Consider the following 23,802-nt stretch of genomic DNA (forward strand, 5'->3'; position numbering starts at 1 on the left):
TCGAGATACATCCCATGCAAAAAGACAGCAGTTAGCTTCAATAATGTTAGCTGCATTAAATTTTTCGCATATAAGAATTCTCGGGGGAGGTGTGGAGCGTTATGCAGAAATGGTTTGAAGAAGCCAAACTGGGGATATTCATCCACTATGGCATCTATGCGGTGGACGGGATTGCGGAATCCTGGTCCTTCTATAATGGCAGGATATCCTATGAAGAATATATGAAACAGTTGGATGGTTTTACGGCATCGGAATTTAATGCTGAGAAGTGGGCGGACTTGATTGAGAAGTCTGGTGCCCGGTATGCCGTATTGACAACGAAGCATCATGATGGCGTGGCGTTATGGGATACGCAATATAGTGATCTCAATGTTGTCAAACAGACACCAGCGAATCGTGACATTGTGAAGGAATATGCGGAAGCGATTCGGGAAAAGGGCATTCATCTGGGGATGTATTTCTCGCTCATTGACTGGTCACATCCGGATTATCCTAGCGTGTATGAAGGTGGAAAAGTACCGGAGGATCTCAGTGGTGTCAACCGGCATTCAAGTCCTGTGGACGGCGTTCAGGATCAGGCAAAGTGGCAGAAGTTCCTGCAATTTAATAACCATCAACTGGGAGAGATTTTAACAAATTACGGAAAGGTGGATCTGCTGTGGTTTGATGGGGACTGGGAACGGAGTGCCGAGCAGTGGAATCTGCCTGAGTTCAAGCATTATCTGCAATCTTTTAACCCGGATATCATCATCAACTCCCGCCTTCAAGGTTATGGGGATTACAAGACGCCTGAGCAGGGCATTCCGATCACAAGACCCGAGGGACCTTGGGAATTCTGCACCACGATTAACACATCATGGGGTTATGTGCCAACCGATCATAAATACAAATCGTTAAATCAGATCATTCGAATGTTCTGTGACTGCATTTCGATGGGCGGTAATATGTTGCTGGATATCGGTCCGCGTGAAGACGGCACCATCGATCAGAGGCAGGAGGATATTTTGTTTGGACTGGGAGCTTGGATCCGAACCCATGAAGAGGCCGTCTTTGGTACGGGTGAAGGCATTATGCCTCGCTATTATCTGGGGGGAAGCACGGTATCCCAGGATCGAAAGACGCTTTACCTGTTTGTGTATGACGATCCAAAAGAGAATGTGTGCATCAAGGGGCTCTGCAATCCGATCAAGAAAATTACCGTGCTGCATTCGGGCAAAGAGCTTAATCATGAGATTCATGGGGGCGTGCCTTGGTTCAATATCCCGGGAACAACGTGGATTAAGATGACCTCGAAGGATACACATGAACAGGTGACCGTTCTTAAGCTCGAATTTGATGAGGAGCTGGAAATGTACGGCGGCGCTGGAGCCGTTGTCACCCATAACTAACCATTACGGGGAGGGCATGTGCCGATAGATGCATGCCCTCCCTTACGAATTGGAGAGAGTGACATGAACCGAAGTGGAGTGCCAGAACCCAGGATTGAGTATGCTCCCAAACATTATATATGCAAGCGTGCGCAGGAACCACTGGTGTTAGATGGCCGTGTGGATAAGGCATTTTGGAATGCGGCTCATTGGACGGAGGATTTCGTTGATATCGAAGGGGATCTTCGTCCAAAGCCAGAGAAACAGACACGGGTAAAAATGCTGTGGGATGACGACTATTTCTATTTTGCTGCCGAGCTGATTGAAGATCAGATATGGGCTACCCTGACTGAACGTGATTCCGTTATTTTTTATGACAATGACTTCGAGATTTTTATCGATCCCGACGGGGATTCCCATCAATATTATGAGTTCGAGATCAATGCGCTCAATACGGTATGGGACCTGTTATTAGTGAAGCCGTATCGGGATGGTGGGCCTCCGGTTAACGGTTGGGATATTAGCGGTCTCAAGACGGCCGTATATATCGATGGGGAACTGAACAGACCTGGTGCAGAGAACCGGAAATGGAGCGTGGAAGTTGCGATTCCCTGGACCAGTCTAAAGGAATGTGCCGAAGGAAACCGTCCACCTTCGCCGGGTGAATTCTGGCGTGTCAACTTCTCGCGCGTGGAGTGGCAGACCGAGGTACAGGGCGATGAGTACTACAAGGTGCTGAATCCAGATACTGGTAAACCTTATCCGGAGGACAACTGGGTGTGGTCACCTATGGGTATTATCAACATGCATTACCCGGAGTTATGGGGGTATGTTGTATTCTCGGATGACGGAACGGATCAGTCATTTGAGTTGCCTGAAGACGAACGAATCAAATGGGAGCTTCGCAAGCTTTATTACCGTGAACGTAATTATTATGAAAAGCATGGTGAATTTACCCAAGATGTGAAGCTGCTTATGGGTGAGGAATCGTGGAGCTGTGAGCCTGTTATTGAAACGACTCGCAGCCTGTTCCAGATTACTGCGCCGTCTTTGGACGGAACGGCCTTGATCTGTATTCGGGAAGACGGAAAGCTGTGGAAGGAGTGAGAACGCAATGACCAGCCAAACCTTGGTATTTTCCCTTGATGCACAGTCATTGGAGAGGATCGAGCAGAAGTTCCAGGAGAAGGTACGTTTTGCAGAGGCTCGCAAATCGGAGTTATTTCATATTTTTCAGCAGGAGCTAACACAAGAAGAGACGTGGGCATTGAAGTATGTCTATGCCTATATGCCGGTAAACGACATGGCTGATTATAACGGGGACTTGTTCTTGAGTCATGTGAGCCGGGCATTGGACACCCGTAAACGTGTGCCTTGGGGAGAACGCGTTCCTGATCATTTGTTCCTTCATTTTGTACTGCCTTATCGCATAAATACGGAAAATATTGAAGATTACCGCGGCTTATTGTATGACGAATTAGCCGAGCGGACTACGAACTTATCCATGGCAGATGCCATTTTGGAGACGAATTACTGGTGTCATGAAAAAGCGACCTATATAGGCAGCGATCTGCGCACGATATCCCCGCTGACGATGATCCGGAATGCTCGTGGTCGATGCGGCGAAGAATCCACGCTGGCGGTGGCCGCTCTTCGCAGCATCGGTATACCTGCCCGTCAGGTCTACACACCGCGCTGGGCTCACTGTGATAGTAACCATGCTTGGGTAGAAGCCTGGGCAGATGGTCAATGGTATTACATCGGTGCATGCGAGCCGGAAGTCCGTCTGAACCAAGGGTGGTTCAGTCCGCCAGCCCGCAGGGCCATGCTGATTAATACAAGAATCTATGCCGACTATCCCGGCCCAGAGGATATTACGCTCTCCGAAAAGGGATATACGGAGATTAATCTGCTTGAGAACTATGCGCCAACACGCAACATCTATGTGAAGGTGAAAAATGAGCAGGGAGAGCCCGTACCCGGCGCGAGCGTCCGCTTTGAGCTGTACAATACGGCTGAATTTTATCCAATTGCCGAGATTAGGACGGATGCACAAGGGGAAGCGACCTTTAAGACTGGCTGTGGTGACCTTTTGATTCGTGCGGTTAGCGGCGGCAAGTGGAGTGAGATCCTATTCAAGGCTCAGGAAAACAAGGTTATAGAGCTTGTGCTGAACTCATCAGAGCAGCCTACAGGGATTGTAGATTTCGATATGGTTCCTCCTCCGGAAAGGGAGGGAGAGGCTGTGATTGTGTTACCGGAAGAGAAGATCCAGATTCACAATCGTCGGCTGGAGGAAGGAGCGCAGACCCGGAGCGAGTATGAGGACACGTTCCTGAGTGAGGAGGAAGCTGTCTCGCTGGCTAAAAAGGTTGGACTGCCCTCGGTACGTGTGTGGGATGTTCTCCAGCAGGCAAGGGGGAACAGTCGTGAAATTGCATCTTTCCTAGAGGAACGTTCCAATTCATACGGTGAATGGCCGCTCCGGTTGCTGGAGTCGATGAATGAAAAAGATTTAATTGATACCCTTCGCCAGACGCTGGACGATCATCTGATTGGTGCACTCTCGCAGCAAGGATCATGGGCGGAAGATACGTTTGTGAGATACATCCTGTGTCCGCGGATCTCCTATGAGATGCTGGTCCCTTATCGAGGTGTATTCCAGAATGCCTTTTCGGCAGAGGAGGTAGTGACGTTCAGGGAAAATCCTGCGACACTTGCCCGAATGCTGGAACAGGAATACGAATACTATGAAGATCTTCCTAATCTAAAAGGTAAAGGGAATCCGATAGGGACGTTTAGTCTAATGAAGGGAGACTCTCAGTCGCTGGATATTTTGTTTGTGGCTGTATGTCGCAGTTTGGGTATTCCGGCCCGATTACATCCGAGCGCACAGAAACCACAGTATCTAAGTGACAGAGGCTGGGAGGATGCAGTGTTTAGTCTCGCCTTACCTCAAACTCAGGAGAGCACAAGCTGGGGAATGCTCCAACTTCATAGGGATATAAAAGCTTCGCAGGATACACCTGAAGCATCCTATTTCGAGAACTTTACGTTTGCCCGTCTGGAAGATGGCGTCTACAAGACGTTGATTTATCCTTATGGCAGTACGGATGTCTATAGTGAGCCATATGAGGTTGAGGCAGGAGCTTATCGCTTAACGACAGGCATTCGTCTGAAAGATGGAACGGCAAAAGTACGATTCGTTTACTTTACCGTGAACGCCGGAGATACAACTGATGTTGTATTGTCTTATCGCGAGAATGAGGTTGATATTCCTGTACTGGGTAAACTGGCACCAGGAAGTATACTGACCCGTCTGGATGGTTCAGAGGTAGAACTGGAGGAACTTCTGGGATCGGAGGGTGCCATTGCTGCCTGGATTGAACCGGAGCGGGAACCGACCAAACATCTGATTCGTGAACTGTGCGAGCTGGCAGAGCCGCTGGATAAGCTGGGCATACCCATCGTACTCATGATCGGAGATATGGAATGGAACGCTGCCTTTGACCCTGCTGATTATCCAAAACTGCCTGTACGCACGGTTTTTGTACGAGATTCCAGTTATGCTTCCTTGTCAGGCTTCAATTCGAAGCCTGCGGCTTATGAAGCGGGTTATCCACATCTGTTTGTGCTGGATACTCAGCATCAAGTTCGTTATCTGGCTTCCGGGTACAAGATTGGTACCGGGAAGGAAGCCTTGCAGATTGCTGCTGCGATATCTCAATCATCGAACGGATCGGAGTGAAGAGAGTGACGAGATATATTGCTGCGGGTTATGCTGTTGATTCAGTTCTCCCCGATATGGCACATGAGGATCTCTTGAAGTTAACACATCTGAACGTAGCCTTCGGACATGTCAAGAATGATGCAATCACCACCGAGCATTTAAAAAACGGCCATGTGATCCAGCACATCAAGCGGGAGCATCCGAATCTTACAGTGCTGTTGTCTGTAGGCGGATGGAGCGCAGGCGGTTATTCCGAAGCCGCCTCAACCCAGGCGGGGAGGGACAGCATGGCTGCATCTGCGGTCCGGGTGCTGGAGGAATATCCATTTGACGGGATTGATCTGGACTGGGAGTATCCTTGTTATGGTGAAGCAGGTATCGCATCCAGTCCTGATGATAAACGGAATTTCACTTTACTTCTCAAGACGATGCGGGAGGCACTGAGTGCCAAGGGAGAAGAGGATGGCCGTTATTATCTGCTCACCATTGCGGCAGGGGCTGATCAATACTACGTTGATGGTACAGAGATGGCTAAGGTGCAGCAGTACCTGGACTACGTGCAGTTGATGACCTATGATATGCGTGGCGGTTTTCAAGTCCTGACTGGACATCATACGAATCTGTACACGCCAACCGGAGATCTGTTTCGAATCAGTACGGATGCTTCCGTGAACCTGTTTATTCGCGCAGGCGTTCCGAAGGAGAAAATTGTGATCGGAGCTGCGTTCTATTCCCGGATCTGGACTGAGGTTCCTGACGGAAACTACGGGCTCCATCAAATGGCCGGTAGTACAGGCGGATATGGACCATCATTTGCCGAGCTGGAAGCGAAGTACATTAACAAGAATGGTTACACTCGTTATTGGGATGAAGAAGCCTGTGCACCGTTTCTGTTTAATGGGTCCAGCTTAATATCGTATGATGATGAAGAATCGATCCAATGCAAATGTGATTACGTAAAGGATCAAGGTCTGGCCGGGATCATGTTCTGGGAGTACGGCTGTGATCCAACTCACCGTTTGCTGGGTGCAGTACATCAAGGGCTGAAGGTTCTTCCAGCTGGGAAATAGGATAAGCACGTCGAAGCCGACGGATCGATTATGTCTAAGGACTAAAAACATACGAAGGGGCCGTCCTATACGTCATGAGCATGGCGTATAGGACGGCCCCTTGTTTGCGTTATTTTGGTCTAATGAATCAGGCACGGTTATTCGCTCTCATATACATTGTTTACTGTTTTGAGATGTAACCATTCACAGAGACAATGTATCCCTTTATCCAATACATTCCTCGTCATCATCATCAGGGGAATCGGCGGAGCCGTTGGGACGGTGCATTTTACGGTATTGCCCTGGGGTATAACCCGTCTCTTTTTTGAATTTGCGGATGAAGTTTGGTGTATCCAGGTAACCGACACGCGTGATGATATCTTTTAACGGATCGGTAGTATGCAGCAGTAGTCGAATGACCTCATCCATCCGTTTCTGCCAGATATATTGGGTAAAGTTCATGCCGATCTTTTCTTTGAAAGAACGACTGAAATAGGATGAAGAGATCGTGAATTTCGATGAAATCGTACCCAGACTGAGATCATAATCAGAGAAATTGGCATCGATATAAGCAACAATTTCATCCATCAGGGAGCTTTCTTCCGTTTCACTCTTTGCCTCGACATGGGCGCAGATTTCGGCGGCAAGACCTGTCAGTTTTTTCTCCAAATCCTCCAACGAGTCGTAGGAAGTGATCCTTGGAAGTTGATCAACCACATGATGAATTCCAAGCTCCGAAGCGGTTTTGAGCATTGTATTCAGAATATCAAAGCAGATGCAACGCAGCAGCGGTACAGACGGCATTTCGGATTTCAGGGTATTCAACGCAGTTGACACCATCTGAACCGCCACATCATAGCTGCCTTGTTTTAAGCTCTGAACCAGCTTTAATAACACATCCTTAGGAACCCAGAAGGAAGAATCCTGTACATCGGAACCGGAAAGGTTGTTAAAGTATGTACTGCTGCCCTGTCCATGCAGCATCGATGCTTCCAGAGCGGTCGAGGCCTCAATGTAGGACTGATTCAGCTGTTTCGGATAAATGTACCGATTGCCTATCCCGATTGCGGGCGCGACCCCGGTGTGTTCTGTCACCATCCATTGCAGTTTTTCAACAATAGGCTCCATACGAGCATTCAGTCTACCTTCATGCTCTATTTCGGCATCGAATCCCACGATAAGGGCCAATTGGTCTGCCTGTGGCAGCTCCACGCCGTAAGCATATGCAGACAACTCCGGCAGCTCCACATCGTTCATCAGCTGCATGACAGTAGGTTGCTCGGGGTTATCACCGATAGGAAAAGCATGCATTTCCCAGCCCATGGTCATCACAAAATAATGGGATCGGTTAAAGCGTATGCCAAGCTTATCCGTAAACTCAGAGGGGAAATCTCCGGTGTGACCGTGCTTCAGCAACATGAGCAAAATATGATTGCGAGCATAGGGCTCCTGAAGATCTACGCGCTGACTATAATCATGCAGTGTTTTCTTGATCCATTCCAGCTCGTTGGTGGTGGAGGATGGATCAGGATCATTTTTCAACCGAATGAACTCCATTAAGTCTGAAATCGGATGGTAATGTCTTCGGGCCAACATAATGGCGAGGAACGTGCCCATCACCACCATGAAGGAGAAAACAAGAACAACAAAGGTGCGAATATGAACGATTCGGCTAAAAAATTGGTTGCTCGGCATAGCGGTCACATAAGTCCAACCCGCATCCGATTTAACGGATACAACCGAATGTGGTTCTTGATTTAAGGAGATGCTGTGCGTTCCGGGTTCAAGAGCAAACAGAGCGTTAACTTCCTGTTCGGATATGATTTCTCCCTTGTAATTGGCTGCCAGTACTTGCCCGAAATTATCGAAAATATAAGTCATCCCGTGATAGTCGCTGAGGATGGAATCAATTAGGCCCGTCAGATTGGACTCGTGAATCAGGTACATGACGGTTCCATGGGCGGGCGTATTGTTAGGTGCAATCGGTACAAGGTAGGCTAGCATGGAATTGGGTATTCTGGTTCCTTGGACGACCTGCTCCGCTGGACGTATTGTGGGGGACTGTACGTTATTCAAATCCCGGATCATGTCTGTTTTGTTCCACGTAGTAAATTTGTAGCGGCCAGTAAATACATCCAGGTTCTCAGAACCTTGAGAAGAATAGATGTTATCATCTCCGCGGAAGAACAGGAATAACTCATCGATAATGGAACTGGTAGCTTTGTATTTGACCAATGCGCCGATTGATTCCCGGCTATAGTACGGATGGTGGGTCCAATACCGCGTTAACTGCTCATCGTAGGCGATGCGAAAAGCGATGTCTTGTAGTTCCTTCATGCGATCATCAATGACAGTTTTGGCTTGAGTGAGCTGATTGACATTGGTCTGCTCGATCTCTGAACGGAGCGTGTCCACAGCGTTGTGATAAATAATGATGGTTAAAATAACAAGAGGGATAAGGAAAATGGAGATATAGGATAGGGTGTACTTAAACAGAAGCTTGGACTTGAAGTGATTCCATTTCATATCTGCAACCTCCCGTTTTTCTTTCGTGCTGCAGCGATAGCGCTCTCATATGGGCAGTGAAGGTATTGCCAAGATGGGAACTGCTGGGGTGTTCCTTCTAAAAATACTAGGAGAACTTCTCTAATAAAGCAATGGTTCTTTTATAAATTCAAGTGCAATCCGTAATAAAGATATAGCTATAGCAAAATCCCCTCAAAGTTCACTCATTTCCTTATGCTACCACACAAGGCTTTTCAAAGAGTATCTACTTTAAGGGGATAATTTTAGCTTATCATATATTATATTTTTCTATTACTGAATATAGGAGTTAAAACGATTATTCGTCCAGAGGTTCATAGTCAAACCAATCGTAACTTGCAGGCGTACACTCCCCCGATGGAGCATAAGCGTACATGGCGATCATCACACCTGTGAAACCACTTGCTACTTCGGTAGATAACAGATGTGTTTCCCCTGAACCCACTTCGATGGCATCGGATGAACCTTGCTGGTAGAGGAACGTGAAGTTATTACGGTCAGCCTTGATTTGAAATACAACCGGCCCCGTGTCACAGTCAAACACCTGCTCGGTTCGCAGAGAGCCGACGGTTCGCCGTAGTATGATTTTCTTTTGCCCATCGATCCGTGTTACAACCAAATCGTAATGATATTTATCATTCATAAATAAGGTTAATCCGGCTTCCTCACCGCTCGCATTTGGCTCATAACGTAGCTCGGTTGCCATATTGCATAAGAAATGGCTCAATCGACGCCCGACAAAGGCTGGATTTTGTCCATCATCGAGTGAAACCGAATGACCTCGGAGGATGAGTTGCCCGGGATTTTCAGTGAGCGTCCAACTACCCGGAACTGGATTACGTAAGAAGATCCAGTTCATGCCTAATGATGGTTCGTCAAAATCATCCCGAATAGCCTGGGGCGACCAAGGGTGCTCAGTCAACAAAGGCCCAGTCATCTCCTGCTCAATATGTCCGTCCACACCGATCACTGGCCAACCGGTGTCCGTCCAAGTGACAGGTGCCAGGAACGTTTCACGTCCCAGATGGTGCCGCATGGGGTAACCTGCTGGACGAATGCCAAGAGATACGGCCCACCAGCTTCCATCCTGGATCTGGACAAGGTCTGCATGACCGGTTGCATGAATGCTGGATTTCATGCTCCGATTGGACAGAATTGGATTATGAGGACACGGATCAAATGGTCCGTATGGCTCTGTGCTCCGAGCAATGGTCTCCATATGACCATACTCGGTTCCACCTTCGGCGATCATCAGATAGTAGAGGCCGTTTATTTTATACATGTGGGGAGCTTCGGGGGCTGCTCCTCCGGTTCCAGTCCAGATCAATCGGCTATCGGTTAGTCTGGCTCCGGTCGTGATGTCTATCTCGCATTGATAGATGCCCTCACCTTCATCGCCGTTACAGGCCGTTTGAAAATACACATGTCCATCTTCATCGAAGAGAAAAGAGGGATCAATGCCGCCCTGATCAACAAAAATCGGAGCAGACCATGGTCCCTCGGGCTGGGCACTACGTACATAGAAATTTCCGCCGCCGCTGACATTGGTTGTTGTCATATAGAACCAGTCATCATGGTACCGAAGAGTTGGGGCAAAAATGCCGCCAGAGCTGCCCGCGTTCGCTAGAGGGAGTTGCTCAGTCGTTGTGAGGACATGGCCGATCTGTCGCCAGTTCACAAGGTCTTTGCTGTGGAAGATGGGCACACCAGGGAAATATTCAAAGGTACTGGTTACCAGATAATAGTCTTCATCTACACGGCAGATACTTGGATCTGGATAAAACCCCGGAATCACCGGATTGGTATATTTCATCATGTTATGCTCCTATTCTTTTTGAGAGTTTAAAATAACCTGAACGTATGAGAGGTATCGTTGCTTCAAGGGGAATTATATCGTCTTCAATCATTTCCAACCTTGATTTTTCGGTCCTCGAATAGCATGATATAGACATTCAACCCAACATGGTTTGCGGAGGGGAATGCTTTTGAGTAATGCATATTTGAGATGGTTTACTTCGGATCAGCAATTTCCATTTTTCATTCAGTATGGTGGACACGACCAAGACATGGAGCTTCATAATCATGTGGACTTTACGGAACTTGTCATTGTTCTGAGTGGTCATGCAACCCATGTGGTGAACACCGAGGAATTTTTTATTAAAAAAGGGAACGTATTTGTGATTAATGGCGACACCCATCACGCGTATAAAGACCCTCATGATTTTAGGATCTGTAACATTATGTTCAGTCCTGAAATGCTTGCTTCGGCTGGGCCCGATCTGAGAAAATCTAACGGCTTCCAGGCGCTGTTTGTTTTGGAACCGTTTTATCGTAATATTCACTCTTTTCCGAGTAAATTGGCGTTATCCATTTCCAGTCTGGAATATGTAGAATCGCTGATATCGTTCATGATTGAGGAGTATCAGAGTAAACAGCAAGGGTATCAGACGATGTTGATCTCACGTCTTACGGAGATGGTTGTTTATTTGTCGAGACAATATGATACGCAGGAGAAAGGGATCGAAGGTAATAATCTGATGCATCTGGCAAATGCCATTTCATTTATTGAAGATCATTATCTTGAGCCACTGTTGTTGGAGGATATTGCGGGGAAGTCGAACATCTCAATAAGGCATCTGAATCGTATTTTCCGATCCTATTATCAGTTGACCCCGATCTCTTATCTGCAAAAGTTGCGTCTGGAGAAGGCATGTCATTTGTTGAAAAACGGGAATCTGTCCATCACGGAAATTTCGTATGAATGTGGATTTAACGACAGCAATTATTTCACTCGCCAGTTTAAGAAAGCCTTTGGCAAGTCTCCCAAAACATACAGGCAGAATCATTGAAATTGGAAACACCAAAACAGGGCCTCCTCATAGGGAGGTCCTGTCTGCTGTCTCAGTGAAAATTCAATAGTCCAATAGCTGTCCGTTGTCATGCCACTGACCGTACATTTTATTTTCCTTTGTGTTGATTATGAATTTATCCAATCTGCTCTGGAATAATGCTGGCTGATGTTTAACACTTTGGATCGTATCGATTCGAACGTTTTGATATAGGGTAGGAAAGGCCATGAAATTTGCATAAACCTGATGGTCTTCTTTCAGCCTTTGTTCGATCACACCATCCATAATGAAAGCATTCGGGTCCATAACAGGAAGAACCTGTCTACCTTCGTCATGCATGAAGCCCAACTGTTCAAGACGACGAACACGTTCCTTGTTCAATTCAGTCCATGAGCTACGTTTACTTCTAGGCGATAATCTCTGTGCTAATTGAGTCTCGGATATTTTCTTTTTGACTCCATCGATCCAGCCAAAGCACAGCGCCTCCTCAACCACGTCCAAATACAGCAGGGTATTCGGCACGGGTTTCATGCTTATAATTACCCAGCAAGATTTCTCGACTTTTCCATGCGTCCACAACCAATTTCTCAATTCTTCCCTCGACGTTACGGGGATACAATGTACATTTTCCATCCGATTGTCAACTATACTTGAGCCTGTTCCTGATACCAAAAGAGTGAATAGTCATTCATGATGGAGGCATGCCCCAATTGACGCAGTATAGTAGAAACATTGCCTCGATGATAGGTTCCGTGGTTAACCACATGGAATACGATTTCCGATAAGCTGGTTTCGCGAATTCCGGCAAATGGATTATCGAGTAGAATGGTTTGCTCCAGATCAGCTTGGCCTCGTAACCACTCACTGTATTGTGTCGACAGGTCGGTAAAACATTGGATGTACTCATCCACAGAACCGTGAATTTCACTATTGAGTGATATGCATGCTTGCAGTGCCTCGGGCATACCGGTGCCAGTTAACACCAGATACCACATCTTATCCACTGTATAGATATGGCTGAGTGCGTGAGCAATGGTTGGAAATGAACTGTTCACTTCCTGACTCAGTGCAGAAGAGGGCAGTTCCTTGATTCTGCCCAGGATCGTTTGAGTGGCCCATGTGTGGTAATTATACATTTGCTCTGGATGATTCATTGATAATCGTCTCCTTTAATTTGGCGATAGATTGGGTTAACTTACTGAGATGATTATAAAAAAAGAAGTATGACAACAGCGTGTCATACTTCTTCATAGAACTTAAGTGTGTTTCGAAGCTGTTCTTCCAGGATGCCTCGTAATTCAATCGGTTCGAGCACCTCAGCACCACTTCCCAAACTAAGCAGAAACGACCAGAGCCATCTGGCTTGTAACGGTTGATGAACCTGGATCCGCATCGTCATACTTCCATCCTCGTGAAATTGCTTATCTGCCTGTTGAAAATGATCCATGGCTTCCGCGAGCGCTTCCGGGTTCACCCGAAATACCACATCACTAACCTGATCTTGCCATGACGGATCTGACACAACTGTCTCTTGGGGAAGCTCAAGGTGGGGTTGGAAGTGTTCCGATGTCAGTTGCACGTTCATCATCCGGGACAGTCGGAACTCGCGATAATCCTGCCGTGTCTGGCAAAATCCATACACATACCAATTACGATATTTGAATTGTAGCCTTACCGGTTCCAGATGGCGGGGTGTATGTTCATTCTTGGTATTGATGTAGTCAAAACGGACAACCTGATGATCCGTAATACCTTTACGCAGATGAGGAAGGGCATCAGGTTCTGTTCGGCGAGTCTCCAGATCCACAGACAGACTTGAGTTCTGATGCTCCGGTCCAATCGTTTGCAGACGTTCAATCGTGCCTTGTGCACGTGCATCTTCGAATACTGTGGATAGACTGCTCAGGACCGTGATCAGGGAATCCACATCATAAGAACCAAGCAAGCTTTTATCCATCTTGTATCCGTCCATCATGCCGTAGCCGCCTTTGAGTCCCTGATGGGAGACGACCGGGAAGCCGGCGGCACAGATTACATCAATATCCCGATAGATCGTTCTTGGGGACACCTGAAACTCTTCCGCCAAGGTGGAAGCAGACAATACTTCGTGGTTCAGCAGTTTATATATGATTGAGATTAATCGCTCCAATTTCAAAAGGTATCCCCGCCCGTTATTCCATTTTTGTCATTACAGGCCATTATTATATCACGACATGGTGAACAACATGGAGGATCACAAAGGGTCTATAGGAAGTCACATCATCCAGTATGTTTGTTTCAACTTGGTTGAATAAGTTCTTAGGCGAGATGAAAAAAGAGTGCTGGATAGCACCCTTTTGAAGACACATTGTTGTTGCTGTTGTTGTGTTGAACAGTTACGTTAGCAAATCGGTCGAGGCTTAATATCGAGTTAATAGTCAGAGCCGGCTCTACTCTTCTTGCACGTTATAGAGAACCCGAGCGAGCAGATTCTGTCCATAGTTACCAAAGTTTTTACCAAAGATCGTTAAGCCCCGTTTGTTCAAAGGTTCGTCCGTAACCGCAATGCGGAAGTGAATATCGCTTTTGTAATCCAGCCCAATCTGGTCCAACGTCACGTCCGAGATGCGGCATCCGTCGATATAGCTGCCTTCCTGTGTAATCCGGATCAGCTTCAGCATGCCGTACTGATTCAAGTGCGGAGGCCACCATTCCGGGTTGAAGGTACCGCGTGTATTGCCAAAATCCCCCGGACTAGTCCAGCAGCCAATCTCAATACCGTTAATGTAGAAATAAATATCCGAAGGGTAATTGTCACAAAAACCAGGGGCCTCCGATCCCAGTTCCATCGACAACTGAATTTCGCTAAACGACTGATTAGGCTTGAGATAGTTGGGAATCCGATATTCCAGATAACCTTCAGCCAGCCAGATCATCTCCGCATCAATTCGCAGTGGATCAGCAAAGTAACGCGGATCGTCGAACTCTCCAACAATGCTGTCCCGGGTAGCGAGACCACATGTAGGTGCAGCCTGATAATCGCTGTAATGACCGACCTGAATTTCCACCTCATAACGATTGTTAATCTCCTGTGAACGCAGATCAACCATCAATTTTTCCTCATTGAGATAACATATCTTCTGAATTCCATGTTTGCCAACGGCGGTGTTGATCTCGATCAATCCGCTCTCTTCAAGCTTCTTGATATGCATTGTGATGGCACCATTGCTCAGTCCCAGCTTGGTTGCGAGATCATTGAGATTAAGGCTTTGGTTCTTGGCCAGCAGCTCGATGATCTGAATCCGGATTTCCGAACTGAGCGCTTTGAAGATATTCACACCCGACATCAGATCTTTAATATAAATCATAGGTGGATTTCCTTTCCCCGTTCTGAACAAAGTCTTCGACACAGACATTTGCACATTTATATGTTTTATTTCAGATAATTATAAATCATTCCCTCATGGAAGGGAAGGGTGGAGAAATAGAAGTCAAAACCCTTGTGTATAGCGCAAATACGAAAATATAATCTATATTTTATTCACTATTCCGGTTAAAATAAGTGTTAATCAGTTCACATATATTTGAAATATACCATTGAAATGTAATGTAACCGCTTTTATAATCCTATTATACCTAAATTGATTCATTACTTCATGAACCTAATTAACCATTTGATCAGGAAAGGTGGAGTTTGGTTTGGAAAAGTTAAGCAATGTGAAGAGGTTTAAGTGGAAACGGTTGGCGTTACCGGCATTACTTGTGATGGTATTACTGCTGGCAGGTCAGTCAAAAGCTTTGGCGGCGTTCTGGAATCTGACCGGAGATACCGCTGTTCATGATCCGTCGATTATCAAAGAGGGCAGTTCCTGGTACACCTTTTCAACCGGCCCGGGCATTCAAGTATTGAAATCCGATAATGGATCGTCCTGGTATCGTGTTCCACAAATCTTCTTAAGTAAGCCATCCTGGTGGGCTTCTGCCGTTCCGGGACAAAGCGGATTGGATGTATGGGCACCGGATGTAGAGCAGTATAACGGAAAAGTATGGCTCTATTATTCGATCTCTACCTTTGGCTCCAATCGGTCTGCAATTGGTCTTGCGTCTGCGAACAGTATTGGTGCAGGGCAATGGAAGGACGAAGGATTGGTGCTTCAAACCACGACCACCAATAATTATAATGCCATTGATCCGAATCTGGTCATTGATGCTTCAGGCAATCCATGGCTGGCCTTCGGTTCTTTCTGGAGCGGTCTGAAGATTGTCAAGCTGGACAAAAATACGATGAAACCGACGGGAAGTATAACTTCCATTGCTGCGCGCCCGAATAACGGAGGGGCTATTGAAGGACCAAGTATTGTATATCGTGGCGGTTATTATTACCTGTTTGCTTCCATTGATTCTTGCTGCCAAGGGGTGAACAGTACCTACAAAATGGTCTATGGACGTTCGACCAGTATAACAGGCCCTTATGTGGACAAAAACGGAGTTAATATGCTGAATGGTGGCGGAACGATATTGGATACAGGCAATGTGAAATGGAAAGGTCCAGGTGGTCAGGACGTGTACAACGGTAATGTCATCGCAAGACATGCCTATGATGCAGAGGATAATGGCAATCCGAAATTGCTGATTAATGACTTGCTTTGGGACTCGAATGGCTGGCCGAAATACTGATTTGTTTTATATAAATATAAAATGTTTTATAAAAGTGTTGACTAAAGTGATCTGGATTTGATAAATTTAACAACAGAAATCTTATTTCATCCAATTGAATACGGTTACAAGTCCAGATCAGGAGGGGTTCAGATGGTAAAGAAAAAGAGTTGGGTCACATTTATGCTTCTTATGCTGGTAAGTGCGCTGGTACTTGCGGGATGCGGAGGAAGCAGCGGTGCAAGTGGGGACAAGGAGTTAACATTTATGTTCCGCGGCGGTACAGACGAGCAGAAAGCATACCAAGCGGTGGTCAAGAAATTCGAAGAAGATCATCCGGGTGTGAAAGTCAAAATTATCGTAACGGCTGCGGATCAATATGCGACCAAGCTGAGAGCGGCAATTACAGGCAACAGCTTGCCTGACGTATTTTATATCAATCCGGGTGACGTGAAAGCGTATGTGAACAGCAATGTGCTGATGAACCTCACTTCGTATATTGAAAACAATCCGGATGTGGATCTCGATAATATCTGGAAATACGGCGTGGACCTGTATCGTTATGATGGAAAAATGGCAGGACAGGGCGATATCTACGGTATGCCGAAGGATCTGGGGCCATTTGCACTGGGCTACAACAAAACGTTGTTTGAAAAAGAGGGCATCCCACTCCCTGACAAGGATAAACCATACACATGGGAAGAGTTCATCAAGGTGAACCAGCAAGCGACCAAAGATACCAATGGGGACGGTAAACCGGATGTGTACGGTACCGGATTCAACGTACAGTGGGCACTGCAATCCTTTGTATGGAGCAACGGTGGGGATTGGTTGGATGAGACCAAAACTAAGGTAACGATTGATGATCCAAAATTCGCGGAAGCACTGCAATTCTTCGCGGATATGCAAAACAAATACAAAATCACACCTTCCATTGAGGAAGCGCAAACATTGGATACGTATCAACGCTGGATGAAAGGTGAAATGGCTTTCTTCCCTGTAGGGCCATGGGATATGAGTACATTTGAGAAATTACCTTTCGATTATGATTTGCTGCCATTCCCTGCGGGATCTACTGGCAAGTCGGCAACGTGGATCGGATCTCTGGGAATCGGAGTATCGGCGAAGACAAAACATCCAGAAGAAGCAGCAGCATTGGTGAACTACCTTACGGCTTCGAAGGAAGGCATGCAGCAACTGGTAGATGCCAAGGTACAGATTCCGAACTTGCTTGATATGGCAGACGAGTGGGCCAAAGATACATCCACGAAACCAGCCAACAAACAGGAATTCATTGATATCGTTGAGGATTACGGCCGGGCTCTGCCAGGTAACTACACGTACAATGCGGAATGGTATGACCTGTTCTTCACGGACATCCAGCCGGTATTGGATGGCAAGATTACAGCCGCAGACTATGTGAAGCAGCAACAACCGAAAATGCAAAAACTGCTCGACAAAGCGGTTGAACAAGAAAAGAAATCTCAGAAATAGTAGATAGGAAAGGGTGATGCCGGCAGCCTGCAATCATGCTGCTGGCATCATTCGTATTGGAACTTATTGGATTCCATACGGGCATGTGGCATTCGTTGATCGGCAAGGTTCAATCGAAGAATGCCACATGCTGATACTAGAAACAGGGGTGAACGCCGTGATTACGAAATCGAGTTTGTATCGCAAAGAGATGCTGTACGGATATCTGTTTATTTTACCTCCGATTCTTGGATTGCTGATCTTTGTCATGTTCCCGTTCCTCTACTCCCTTTATGGTTCCTTTACGGATTGGGACGGACTGGGACAGATGAACTTTATCGGTTTGGCCAACTTCAAGGATTTGCTCACGGATGACCTCTTCTACAAAGCGATGTTTAATACATTTTTCCTGATGCTTGGTATTCCGATTGGATTGTTGCTCGCATTGTTGCTGGCGATGGGTCTGAATCGTAAAATTCCCGGCACAACGACATTCCGTGTGATCTATTACATTCCGGTCATTTCTTCCCTCGCTGCGGTGTCCATTATGTGGAACTGGGCGTACAACGGGGATTATGGTCTAGTGAACCAGTTCCTTGATCTGTTTGGGATTAAGGGTCCTAACTGGCTCGCGAACAAAGACACGGTCAAACCCGCTCTGATTATTATGACGGTGTGGAAAGGTCTCGGATACACGATGTTATTGTACTTGGCGGCACTGCAAAGTGTATCACGTACATACTACGAAGCGGCTGAGCTGGATGGAGCGAATGGGTTCCAAATCTTCCGTAACATCACCTGGCCTATGGTGAAGCCAGTTACCTTTTTCCTTATTGTTACAAATATCATTGGCGGTTCCCAGATCTTCACCGAAATGAACATTATGACACCTACTGGTGGTCCTGAATATTCTTCGGCATCAATCGTCTTCTACATCTGGCAGAAAGCCTTCAGTAACTTGCAGATGGGTTATGCCTCAGCGATGGCCATGATTCTTGGTATTTTCATTTTTGTCATTACCCTGGTGCAATTCAAAATGAACGAAAAATCAGCCTATGATGGGGATTGATTGTCAAGGAAAGGAGTGAACCGGAGATGTCTTACAGTCAAAAGAGGAAATTAACAAACTCGATCATTTTTATCGTACTTGCGATTGGGGCAATTGCAATGATTGCACCACTGATCTGGATGTTGTCCACGTCATTGAAGGAGAAGCAAGATGTGTTCGCGCTTCCGCCTGTATGGATACCTGAAGTATTCCAATTTGGAAAGTATAAAGAAATCTGGGAAGCAGGTCCGCTGCTCAGCGGGATCAAAAACAGCCTCATCGTTGCGGTGAGTGTAACGGTGGTGGGTACGTTTACGTCCAGTATCGCGGCCTTTGCCTTTGCCAAATTAAGATTCCCACACAAAAATAAACTGTTTCTCGCGTTGCTGGCATCCATGATGATTCCTTATCCAACAGTCATGATCCCGCAATTCATCATGTTTGCGAAGCTGGGCTGGGTGGATACGCTGTTACCACTGATTGTTCCTGGCCTGTTCGGTAACGTAATCATGATCTTCTTCCTGCGCCAATACCTGCTTAGTGTACCTGATGCGATTATTGAGGCGGCCAAAATCGATGGAAGTTCCTACTTCCGGCTGTACTCCAGTATTACGTTTCCACTCATCAAACCGGCGATTGCTGCACAGTTGATTCTCTGGTTCATGGGCATCTGGAATGATTATCTGGCACCGATTATCTATCTGAATTCACCGGAGAAGCAGACGTTACAGCTCGTTATAGCAAACTTTAATGCCACGTATGCAATTCAAACCGATTACCCACTTATTATGGCGGCGTCGATTGTGGCTCTGTTACCTGTATTAATCATCTTCCTGATCTTCCAGAAACAGATTATTGAGTCGGTTGCTATTTCAGGAGTGAAGGGATGAACCAGCGGAAGAAATTCCGACGGTGGTCGAATTCAGGAAAAGGAGTGGTTGCTTCCATGTTGTTATTGTTAGTTGTTGGAGCTACAGGTTGTTCTGGAGAAGGAGCAGGAGAAACGGTGTCCCGTCCGCTCTTCCCTGAAGCTCCTCAAGATACTCAGTTGTATGACACTTCCATTTTGGACGATGAATCACGCTGGACGGTGAACAATGCGCATGATCCAGCCATTATCAAAACAGATCAGGGATACTACGTCTATTCCACAGACGTTCGTGTAGCAGGAGAAGCGAAACCCGGCGTCATGGTACGCAAATCGGATGATCTGATCCACTGGACATGGGTAGGTCAGGCTCTGCCCGGGATTCCGCAAGAAGCGCTGGACTGGACAGGTGCGGTCAATCTGTGGGCACCGGATGTGATTCAGGCTGGTGATACCTATCGGATGTATTATTCGGCTTCTTCTTTTGGCAGTACCCAGTCGGCTATTGGTCTTCAGACATCCTCATCTCCCGAAGGTCCTTGGACAGATGAAGGACTGGTTGTGAAAACTTCTGCGAATGAACAAGACAAATTAAATGCCATTGATGCCAATCCGATTGTGGATGCTGAGGGCAATTCGTGGATGGTATATGGTTCATTCTTTGACGGCATCTACATTGCGCCACTTGATCCCGACACCGGGAAATTCAAGGACGAGGGCTATGGTACTCGCATTGCTGCACGGGATCGTGCAACTGAAGAGGGCGCAGTGGAAGGTCCTTACATTGTGTATAACCCGGAGTTCAAAAAGTATTATCTGTTCGTCTCATATGATTCCTTGTTCGAAGATTATAACGTGCGGGTTGCGCGTGCTGATTCAATCACAGGACCATACACGGACATAAACGGCAATAACATGCTGGATACGGATCATCTGCCGCAATATGAGATCGGCACCAAAATTCTCGGCGGTTATCGCTTCACAGAAGGCGAGGGCTGGGTTGCGCCTGGACATAACTCCGTGTTGAAGGACGGAGACGATTATTACATCGTGCATCATGCGCGGGGTGAGACGGATAAAAACTGGCCATATCTGCATGTACGCAAAATGTTATGGACGAAGGATGGCTGGCCTGTGGTTTCACCTGAACGTTACGCTGGTGAAACAGCACAGGATGTTCCGAAGTCCATGATTGCCGGGGAGTGGGAAGGCATGGCAATTGATCCGTCCGTGGACGGGCAGATTCAAGCCGTGCCTTATACCCTAACGGACAAAGGAAAAATCCAAAGCGAAAAAGGTTCAGGAACCTGGACGTTTGATGACAAACAAACACTGACACTAAAGTGGAAAGAAAGCCCATGGGGCGGAGCTTCCACGGAAGAGCTGAAGCTGCTCCCGTCCTGGGACTGGGAGCGAAGCCAACCTGCGCTGGTGGTGACAGGGCTCGATGACCACGGCGTGGCGGTCTGGGGCAAGCAGATCAGCGCAGCGGAGGAGTAAGGGTCGACCCAGAGGTTGCACAGCTGGCCACAAGATTATAGGCCAGCCGTGCACTTGGTTGGGAGAGTCGGCTCAGGGCAAAGCGGTCCACACTATATTTACCGAGCTACATTCAAGGCTCGAAGTGAGGCTGTAACCCAACGAGCGCGAAAAAAGTGAGCTACCGCTCTAAGGGTGCACAAGCAGAGAGGGGGAGGAAGGAGCCGCAGGAGCGAGTTTGGCATCCGATTTCAACCGCAGAGAGCGGTGATAAAAAGAAATCGGAGGACAAGAGAGCACCAAGGTCCTACCGCCACCGAACGTCTGCTGTGCATGGCAAAGCTGGCCAATAGCTCTGCGGCTAGCCCTGCATTACATGGGGAGAGTTGACCAAGCGAAGCGGTCAATCCCATAAGACCGAGCCACCAAAAAGGCTCGAAGTGAGGTTGTAACCCAGCGAGCGCGGTGAGAGCGAGCTGCCGCTCCGAGGGTGCACAAGCAGTAAGGGGGAGGAAGGAGCCGCAGGAGCGAGTTTGGCATCCGATTTCAACCGCCAAGAGCGGTGGGCAAAAGAAATCGGAGGACAAGAGAGCACCAAGGCCCTACCACCCCCGAACGTCCGCTGTGCACCACCCCAAAAAGGTTTTCGTATTTTGCGCACTTGGGTTACATCTCCAAACTTCGAGCCAAACAACATTTGAAAGGGGAGCATTCCCATGACTGATTCCATTAAATTTACTAATCCCATCCTGGAGCAGCGCGCTGATCCTTGGGTGTACCGTCATACAGATGGTTACTATTACTTCTCCGCTTCTGTACCAGCCTTTGATCGGATTGAGATCCGGCGAGCAGAGACTTTGGAAGAGTTAAGAGATGCCAAGCCAGTAACAGCTTGGACCAAGCGTGACACAGGGCCAATGAGTGCCAACATCTGGGCACCGGAGATTCATTTTATCGATGGCAAATGGTACATACATTACGCTGCGGCTCACACCAGTGAGACCAACGAAGGACTGTTCGATCATCGGATGTATGTTCTAGAGAACGATTCCGCGAATCCACTCGAAGGAGAGTGGGTAGAGAAAGGGCAGATTTACACCCGGTGGGAATCATTCGCACTGGATGCAACGACCTTTGAACATAAGGGTATCCGCTATCTGGTCTGGGCACAGAAAGATCCTGATATTGTGGGCAACTCGAACCTGTACATTTCCGAAATGGAAAACCCGTGGACGCTACGCGGCGAACAGGTCATGATCTCTACACCGGAGTATGATTGGGAAATCATCGGCTTTAAAGTTAATGAAGGAGCAGCTGTGATGCATCGGAATGGACGGTTATTTATCGGCTACTCGGCAAGCGCGACCGATTACAATTATTGTATGGGTCTGCTCACCGCAGATGAAAATGCCGACTTGCTTGATCCGGCCAGCTGGGTGAAATCACCCGAGCCGGTATTCCAGACTTGTGAAGCGAACGGCCAATACGGTCCGGGCCATAACAGCTTTACGGTGTCACCGGATGGCAAGACCGATATTCTGATTTATCATGCGCGTAATTACAAAGACATCGAGGGTGATCCCTTGTATGATCCGAACCGCCATGCCCGTGCTCAAGTAATTCATTGGCGTGAAGATGGCACACCTGATTTCGGTGTTCCGGCACCGGATGGCAGAGCAGCAGCGGAAGCGAAATAAGATGTAATGAAACCTTATATCCGAGAGCCCTTAGTTAGCGAGTGATGCTGATTAAGGGCTCTTCTGTATGTGAACGATAAGATAGAGTGGTCTGAACATATGTGTCCTGGACACAAAACAAAGCAACCACAACGATAATTTCTGCGTATGAGAAGGATACGGATTACGATACACAACCTATTAGGAGGACCACATATGGATTCACGTGAAACATTGGACCACGAACTTGAACAGATTTTGAAATGGGAGAAACAACAGAAAGACTTATTTATTTGGGATAAAATCGGGCGTTTGCCCTTTGCGATGTTGGATAAAGTGATGCCTAAAGCACTGAAACAGAAGATCGGAGATTCCCTGAACGATGTGGGTCAGTATGTGCAGAATGGAGGCAAGTTCCTCGTACAAAAGAAAAAAGTAGCCAAACTGCTGCAAGAGGAAGCCGAGAGGTCCGGTTATTCCATGATAGATACGACCTATCGTCTGGAACAGGATGCTGAAGCTGAGGGCACAGCCAAGATTCATAGTGTAGAGAATCTGCCACTTCAAGTGCTTGATCAGGTGGCCGATAACATTACCGAGAGTCGAACGAAGTTTGCCGCGGCTCAGGGAGCAGCTACAGGTTTTGGTGGCATTGTAACCATTGCAGCAGATATTCCGATGGTAATGGGGCTTTCTCTGAAGGTGCTGCAGGAGATGGCACTATGTTACGGCTATGATCCCGATGAACCGCTGGAACGTATATTTATTGTCAAATGTCTGCAATTCTCTTCCGCTGATATTGTAGGCAAGAAAGCGATTATTGAAGAACTGGCAGCATACGACGATCCGGACAAGCCCATTGAAGTGGTATCGCAGATGCAGGGCTGGCGGGAAGTTTTTAACTCCTACAGTGAATCCTTTGGTTGGAAGAAACTGTTCCAACTCGTGCCTATTGCCGGCATGGTCTTTGGTTCAGTGAGCAACAAAAATACAATTCGAGATGTAGCCGAAGCAGGTAAAATGCTGTACAAAAAACGGCTGATCCTTCAGCGTTTGAAATAAGGTTACAGAATAAGTAGTATTA

At 47.1% G+C, this 23,802-nt stretch carries 18 protein-coding genes; 12 read left to right on the top strand and 6 right to left on the bottom strand.

Going from position 1 to position 23,802, the window contains the following annotated elements; genetic code table 11:
• The first annotated feature begins 101 nt into the window (after positions 1-101).
• The 4 genes from QNO02_RS05875 (at position 102) to QNO02_RS05890 (ending at position 6,167) form a co-directional block, all read left to right on the top strand.
• A complete protein-coding gene (locus QNO02_RS05875) occupies positions 102-1,388 on the top strand; it encodes an alpha-L-fucosidase (RefSeq protein WP_289391417.1) in 1,287 nt (428 codons plus the stop codon).
• Between the two features lie 63 nt (positions 1,389-1,451).
• Positions 1,452-2,474 carry a carbohydrate-binding family 9-like protein gene (locus tag QNO02_RS05880; RefSeq protein WP_289391418.1) on the top strand — a complete coding sequence of 341 codons (1,023 nt, stop codon included), beginning with the start codon at positions 1,452-1,454 and terminating at the stop codon, positions 2,472-2,474.
• A 7-nt stretch (positions 2,475-2,481) separates the two neighbouring features.
• Positions 2,482-5,115: a transglutaminase domain-containing protein gene (locus QNO02_RS05885; protein ID WP_289391419.1), complete on the top strand. Its 2,634-nt coding sequence runs from the start codon at positions 2,482-2,484 to the stop codon at positions 5,113-5,115.
• Between the two features lie 5 nt (positions 5,116-5,120).
• A complete protein-coding gene (locus QNO02_RS05890) occupies positions 5,121-6,167 on the top strand; it encodes a glycoside hydrolase family 18 protein (RefSeq protein ID WP_289391420.1) in 1,047 nt (348 codons plus the stop codon).
• Between the two features lie 204 nt (positions 6,168-6,371).
• Here QNO02_RS05890 and QNO02_RS05895 read toward each other — a convergent pair whose 3' ends face one another.
• Positions 6,372-8,672 (bottom strand): helix-turn-helix domain-containing protein, encoded by a 2,301-nt coding sequence (locus QNO02_RS05895; protein ID WP_289391421.1) that lies wholly within the window; start codon positions 8,670-8,672, stop codon positions 6,372-6,374.
• A 316-nt stretch (positions 8,673-8,988) separates the two neighbouring features.
• On the bottom strand, positions 8,989-10,503 hold the full coding sequence (locus QNO02_RS05900; protein WP_289392691.1) for a glycoside hydrolase family 43 protein: 1,515 nt from the start codon (positions 10,501-10,503) through the stop codon (positions 8,989-8,991).
• A gap of 166 nt (positions 10,504-10,669) precedes the next feature.
• On the opposite strand from QNO02_RS05900, the gene QNO02_RS05905 reads away from it, so the two are divergent.
• Positions 10,670-11,539 (top strand): helix-turn-helix domain-containing protein, encoded by an 870-nt coding sequence (locus QNO02_RS05905; protein ID WP_502921856.1) that lies wholly within the window; start codon positions 10,670-10,672, stop codon positions 11,537-11,539.
• A gap of 63 nt (positions 11,540-11,602) precedes the next feature.
• Here QNO02_RS05905 and QNO02_RS05910 read toward each other — a convergent pair whose 3' ends face one another.
• The 4 genes from QNO02_RS05910 to QNO02_RS05925 form a co-directional block, all read right to left on the bottom strand.
• Positions 11,603-12,172, bottom strand: a complete 570-nt coding sequence (locus QNO02_RS05910) for a YdeI/OmpD-associated family protein (protein WP_289391423.1) — start codon at positions 12,170-12,172, stop codon at positions 11,603-11,605.
• An 11-nt stretch (positions 12,173-12,183) separates the two neighbouring features.
• Positions 12,184-12,693: a DinB family protein gene (locus tag QNO02_RS05915; RefSeq protein WP_289391424.1), complete on the bottom strand. Its 510-nt coding sequence runs from the start codon at positions 12,691-12,693 to the stop codon at positions 12,184-12,186.
• 83 nt (positions 12,694-12,776) lie between these two features.
• Positions 12,777-13,694 carry a helix-turn-helix transcriptional regulator gene (locus QNO02_RS05920; RefSeq protein ID WP_289391425.1) on the bottom strand — a complete coding sequence of 306 codons (918 nt, stop codon included), beginning with the start codon at positions 13,692-13,694 and terminating at the stop codon, positions 12,777-12,779.
• A 274-nt stretch (positions 13,695-13,968) separates the two neighbouring features.
• Entirely contained in the window at positions 13,969-14,886 is a 918-nt protein-coding gene (locus tag QNO02_RS05925) for an ArsR/SmtB family transcription factor (RefSeq protein WP_091033990.1), read from the bottom strand.
• Positions 14,887-15,283: 397 nt separating this feature from the next.
• Between QNO02_RS05925 and abnA the strand changes: the two genes are divergently transcribed.
• From abnA to QNO02_RS05960, 7 genes are all read left to right on the top strand, one after another.
• The gene (gene abnA, locus QNO02_RS05930; RefSeq protein WP_289392692.1) at positions 15,284-16,195 is read left to right on the top strand and encodes an arabinan endo-1,5-alpha-L-arabinosidase AbnA; all 912 of its coding nucleotides are present in this window, start codon (positions 15,284-15,286) and stop codon (positions 16,193-16,195) included.
• A gap of 132 nt (positions 16,196-16,327) precedes the next feature.
• Positions 16,328-17,668, top strand: coding sequence for an ABC transporter substrate-binding protein (locus QNO02_RS05935; protein ID WP_091033985.1), 1,341 nt, complete (start codon positions 16,328-16,330; stop codon positions 17,666-17,668).
• A 157-nt stretch (positions 17,669-17,825) separates the two neighbouring features.
• Positions 17,826-18,716, top strand: a complete 891-nt coding sequence (locus QNO02_RS05940) for a carbohydrate ABC transporter permease (protein ID WP_036611613.1) — start codon at positions 17,826-17,828, stop codon at positions 18,714-18,716.
• A 26-nt stretch (positions 18,717-18,742) separates the two neighbouring features.
• A complete protein-coding gene (locus tag QNO02_RS05945; RefSeq protein ID WP_036611483.1) occupies positions 18,743-19,585 on the top strand; it encodes a carbohydrate ABC transporter permease in 843 nt (280 codons plus the stop codon).
• A 56-nt stretch (positions 19,586-19,641) separates the two neighbouring features.
• Positions 19,642-21,063 carry an arabinan endo-1,5-alpha-L-arabinosidase gene (locus tag QNO02_RS05950; RefSeq protein ID WP_289392693.1) on the top strand — a complete coding sequence of 474 codons (1,422 nt, stop codon included), beginning with the start codon at positions 19,642-19,644 and terminating at the stop codon, positions 21,061-21,063.
• 695 nt (positions 21,064-21,758) lie between these two features.
• Positions 21,759-22,739 carry a glycoside hydrolase family 43 protein gene (locus QNO02_RS05955; RefSeq protein WP_289391426.1) on the top strand — a complete coding sequence of 327 codons (981 nt, stop codon included), beginning with the start codon at positions 21,759-21,761 and terminating at the stop codon, positions 22,737-22,739.
• Between the two features lie 195 nt (positions 22,740-22,934).
• The gene (locus tag QNO02_RS05960) at positions 22,935-23,780 is read left to right on the top strand and encodes an EcsC family protein (protein WP_289391427.1); all 846 of its coding nucleotides are present in this window, start codon (positions 22,935-22,937) and stop codon (positions 23,778-23,780) included.
• The last annotated feature ends 22 nt before the right edge of the window (positions 23,781-23,802 follow it).

Source organism: Paenibacillus sp. PK1-4R (assembly GCF_030369595.1).
Taxonomy (GTDB): Bacteria; Bacillota; Bacilli; order Paenibacillales; family Paenibacillaceae; genus Paenibacillus.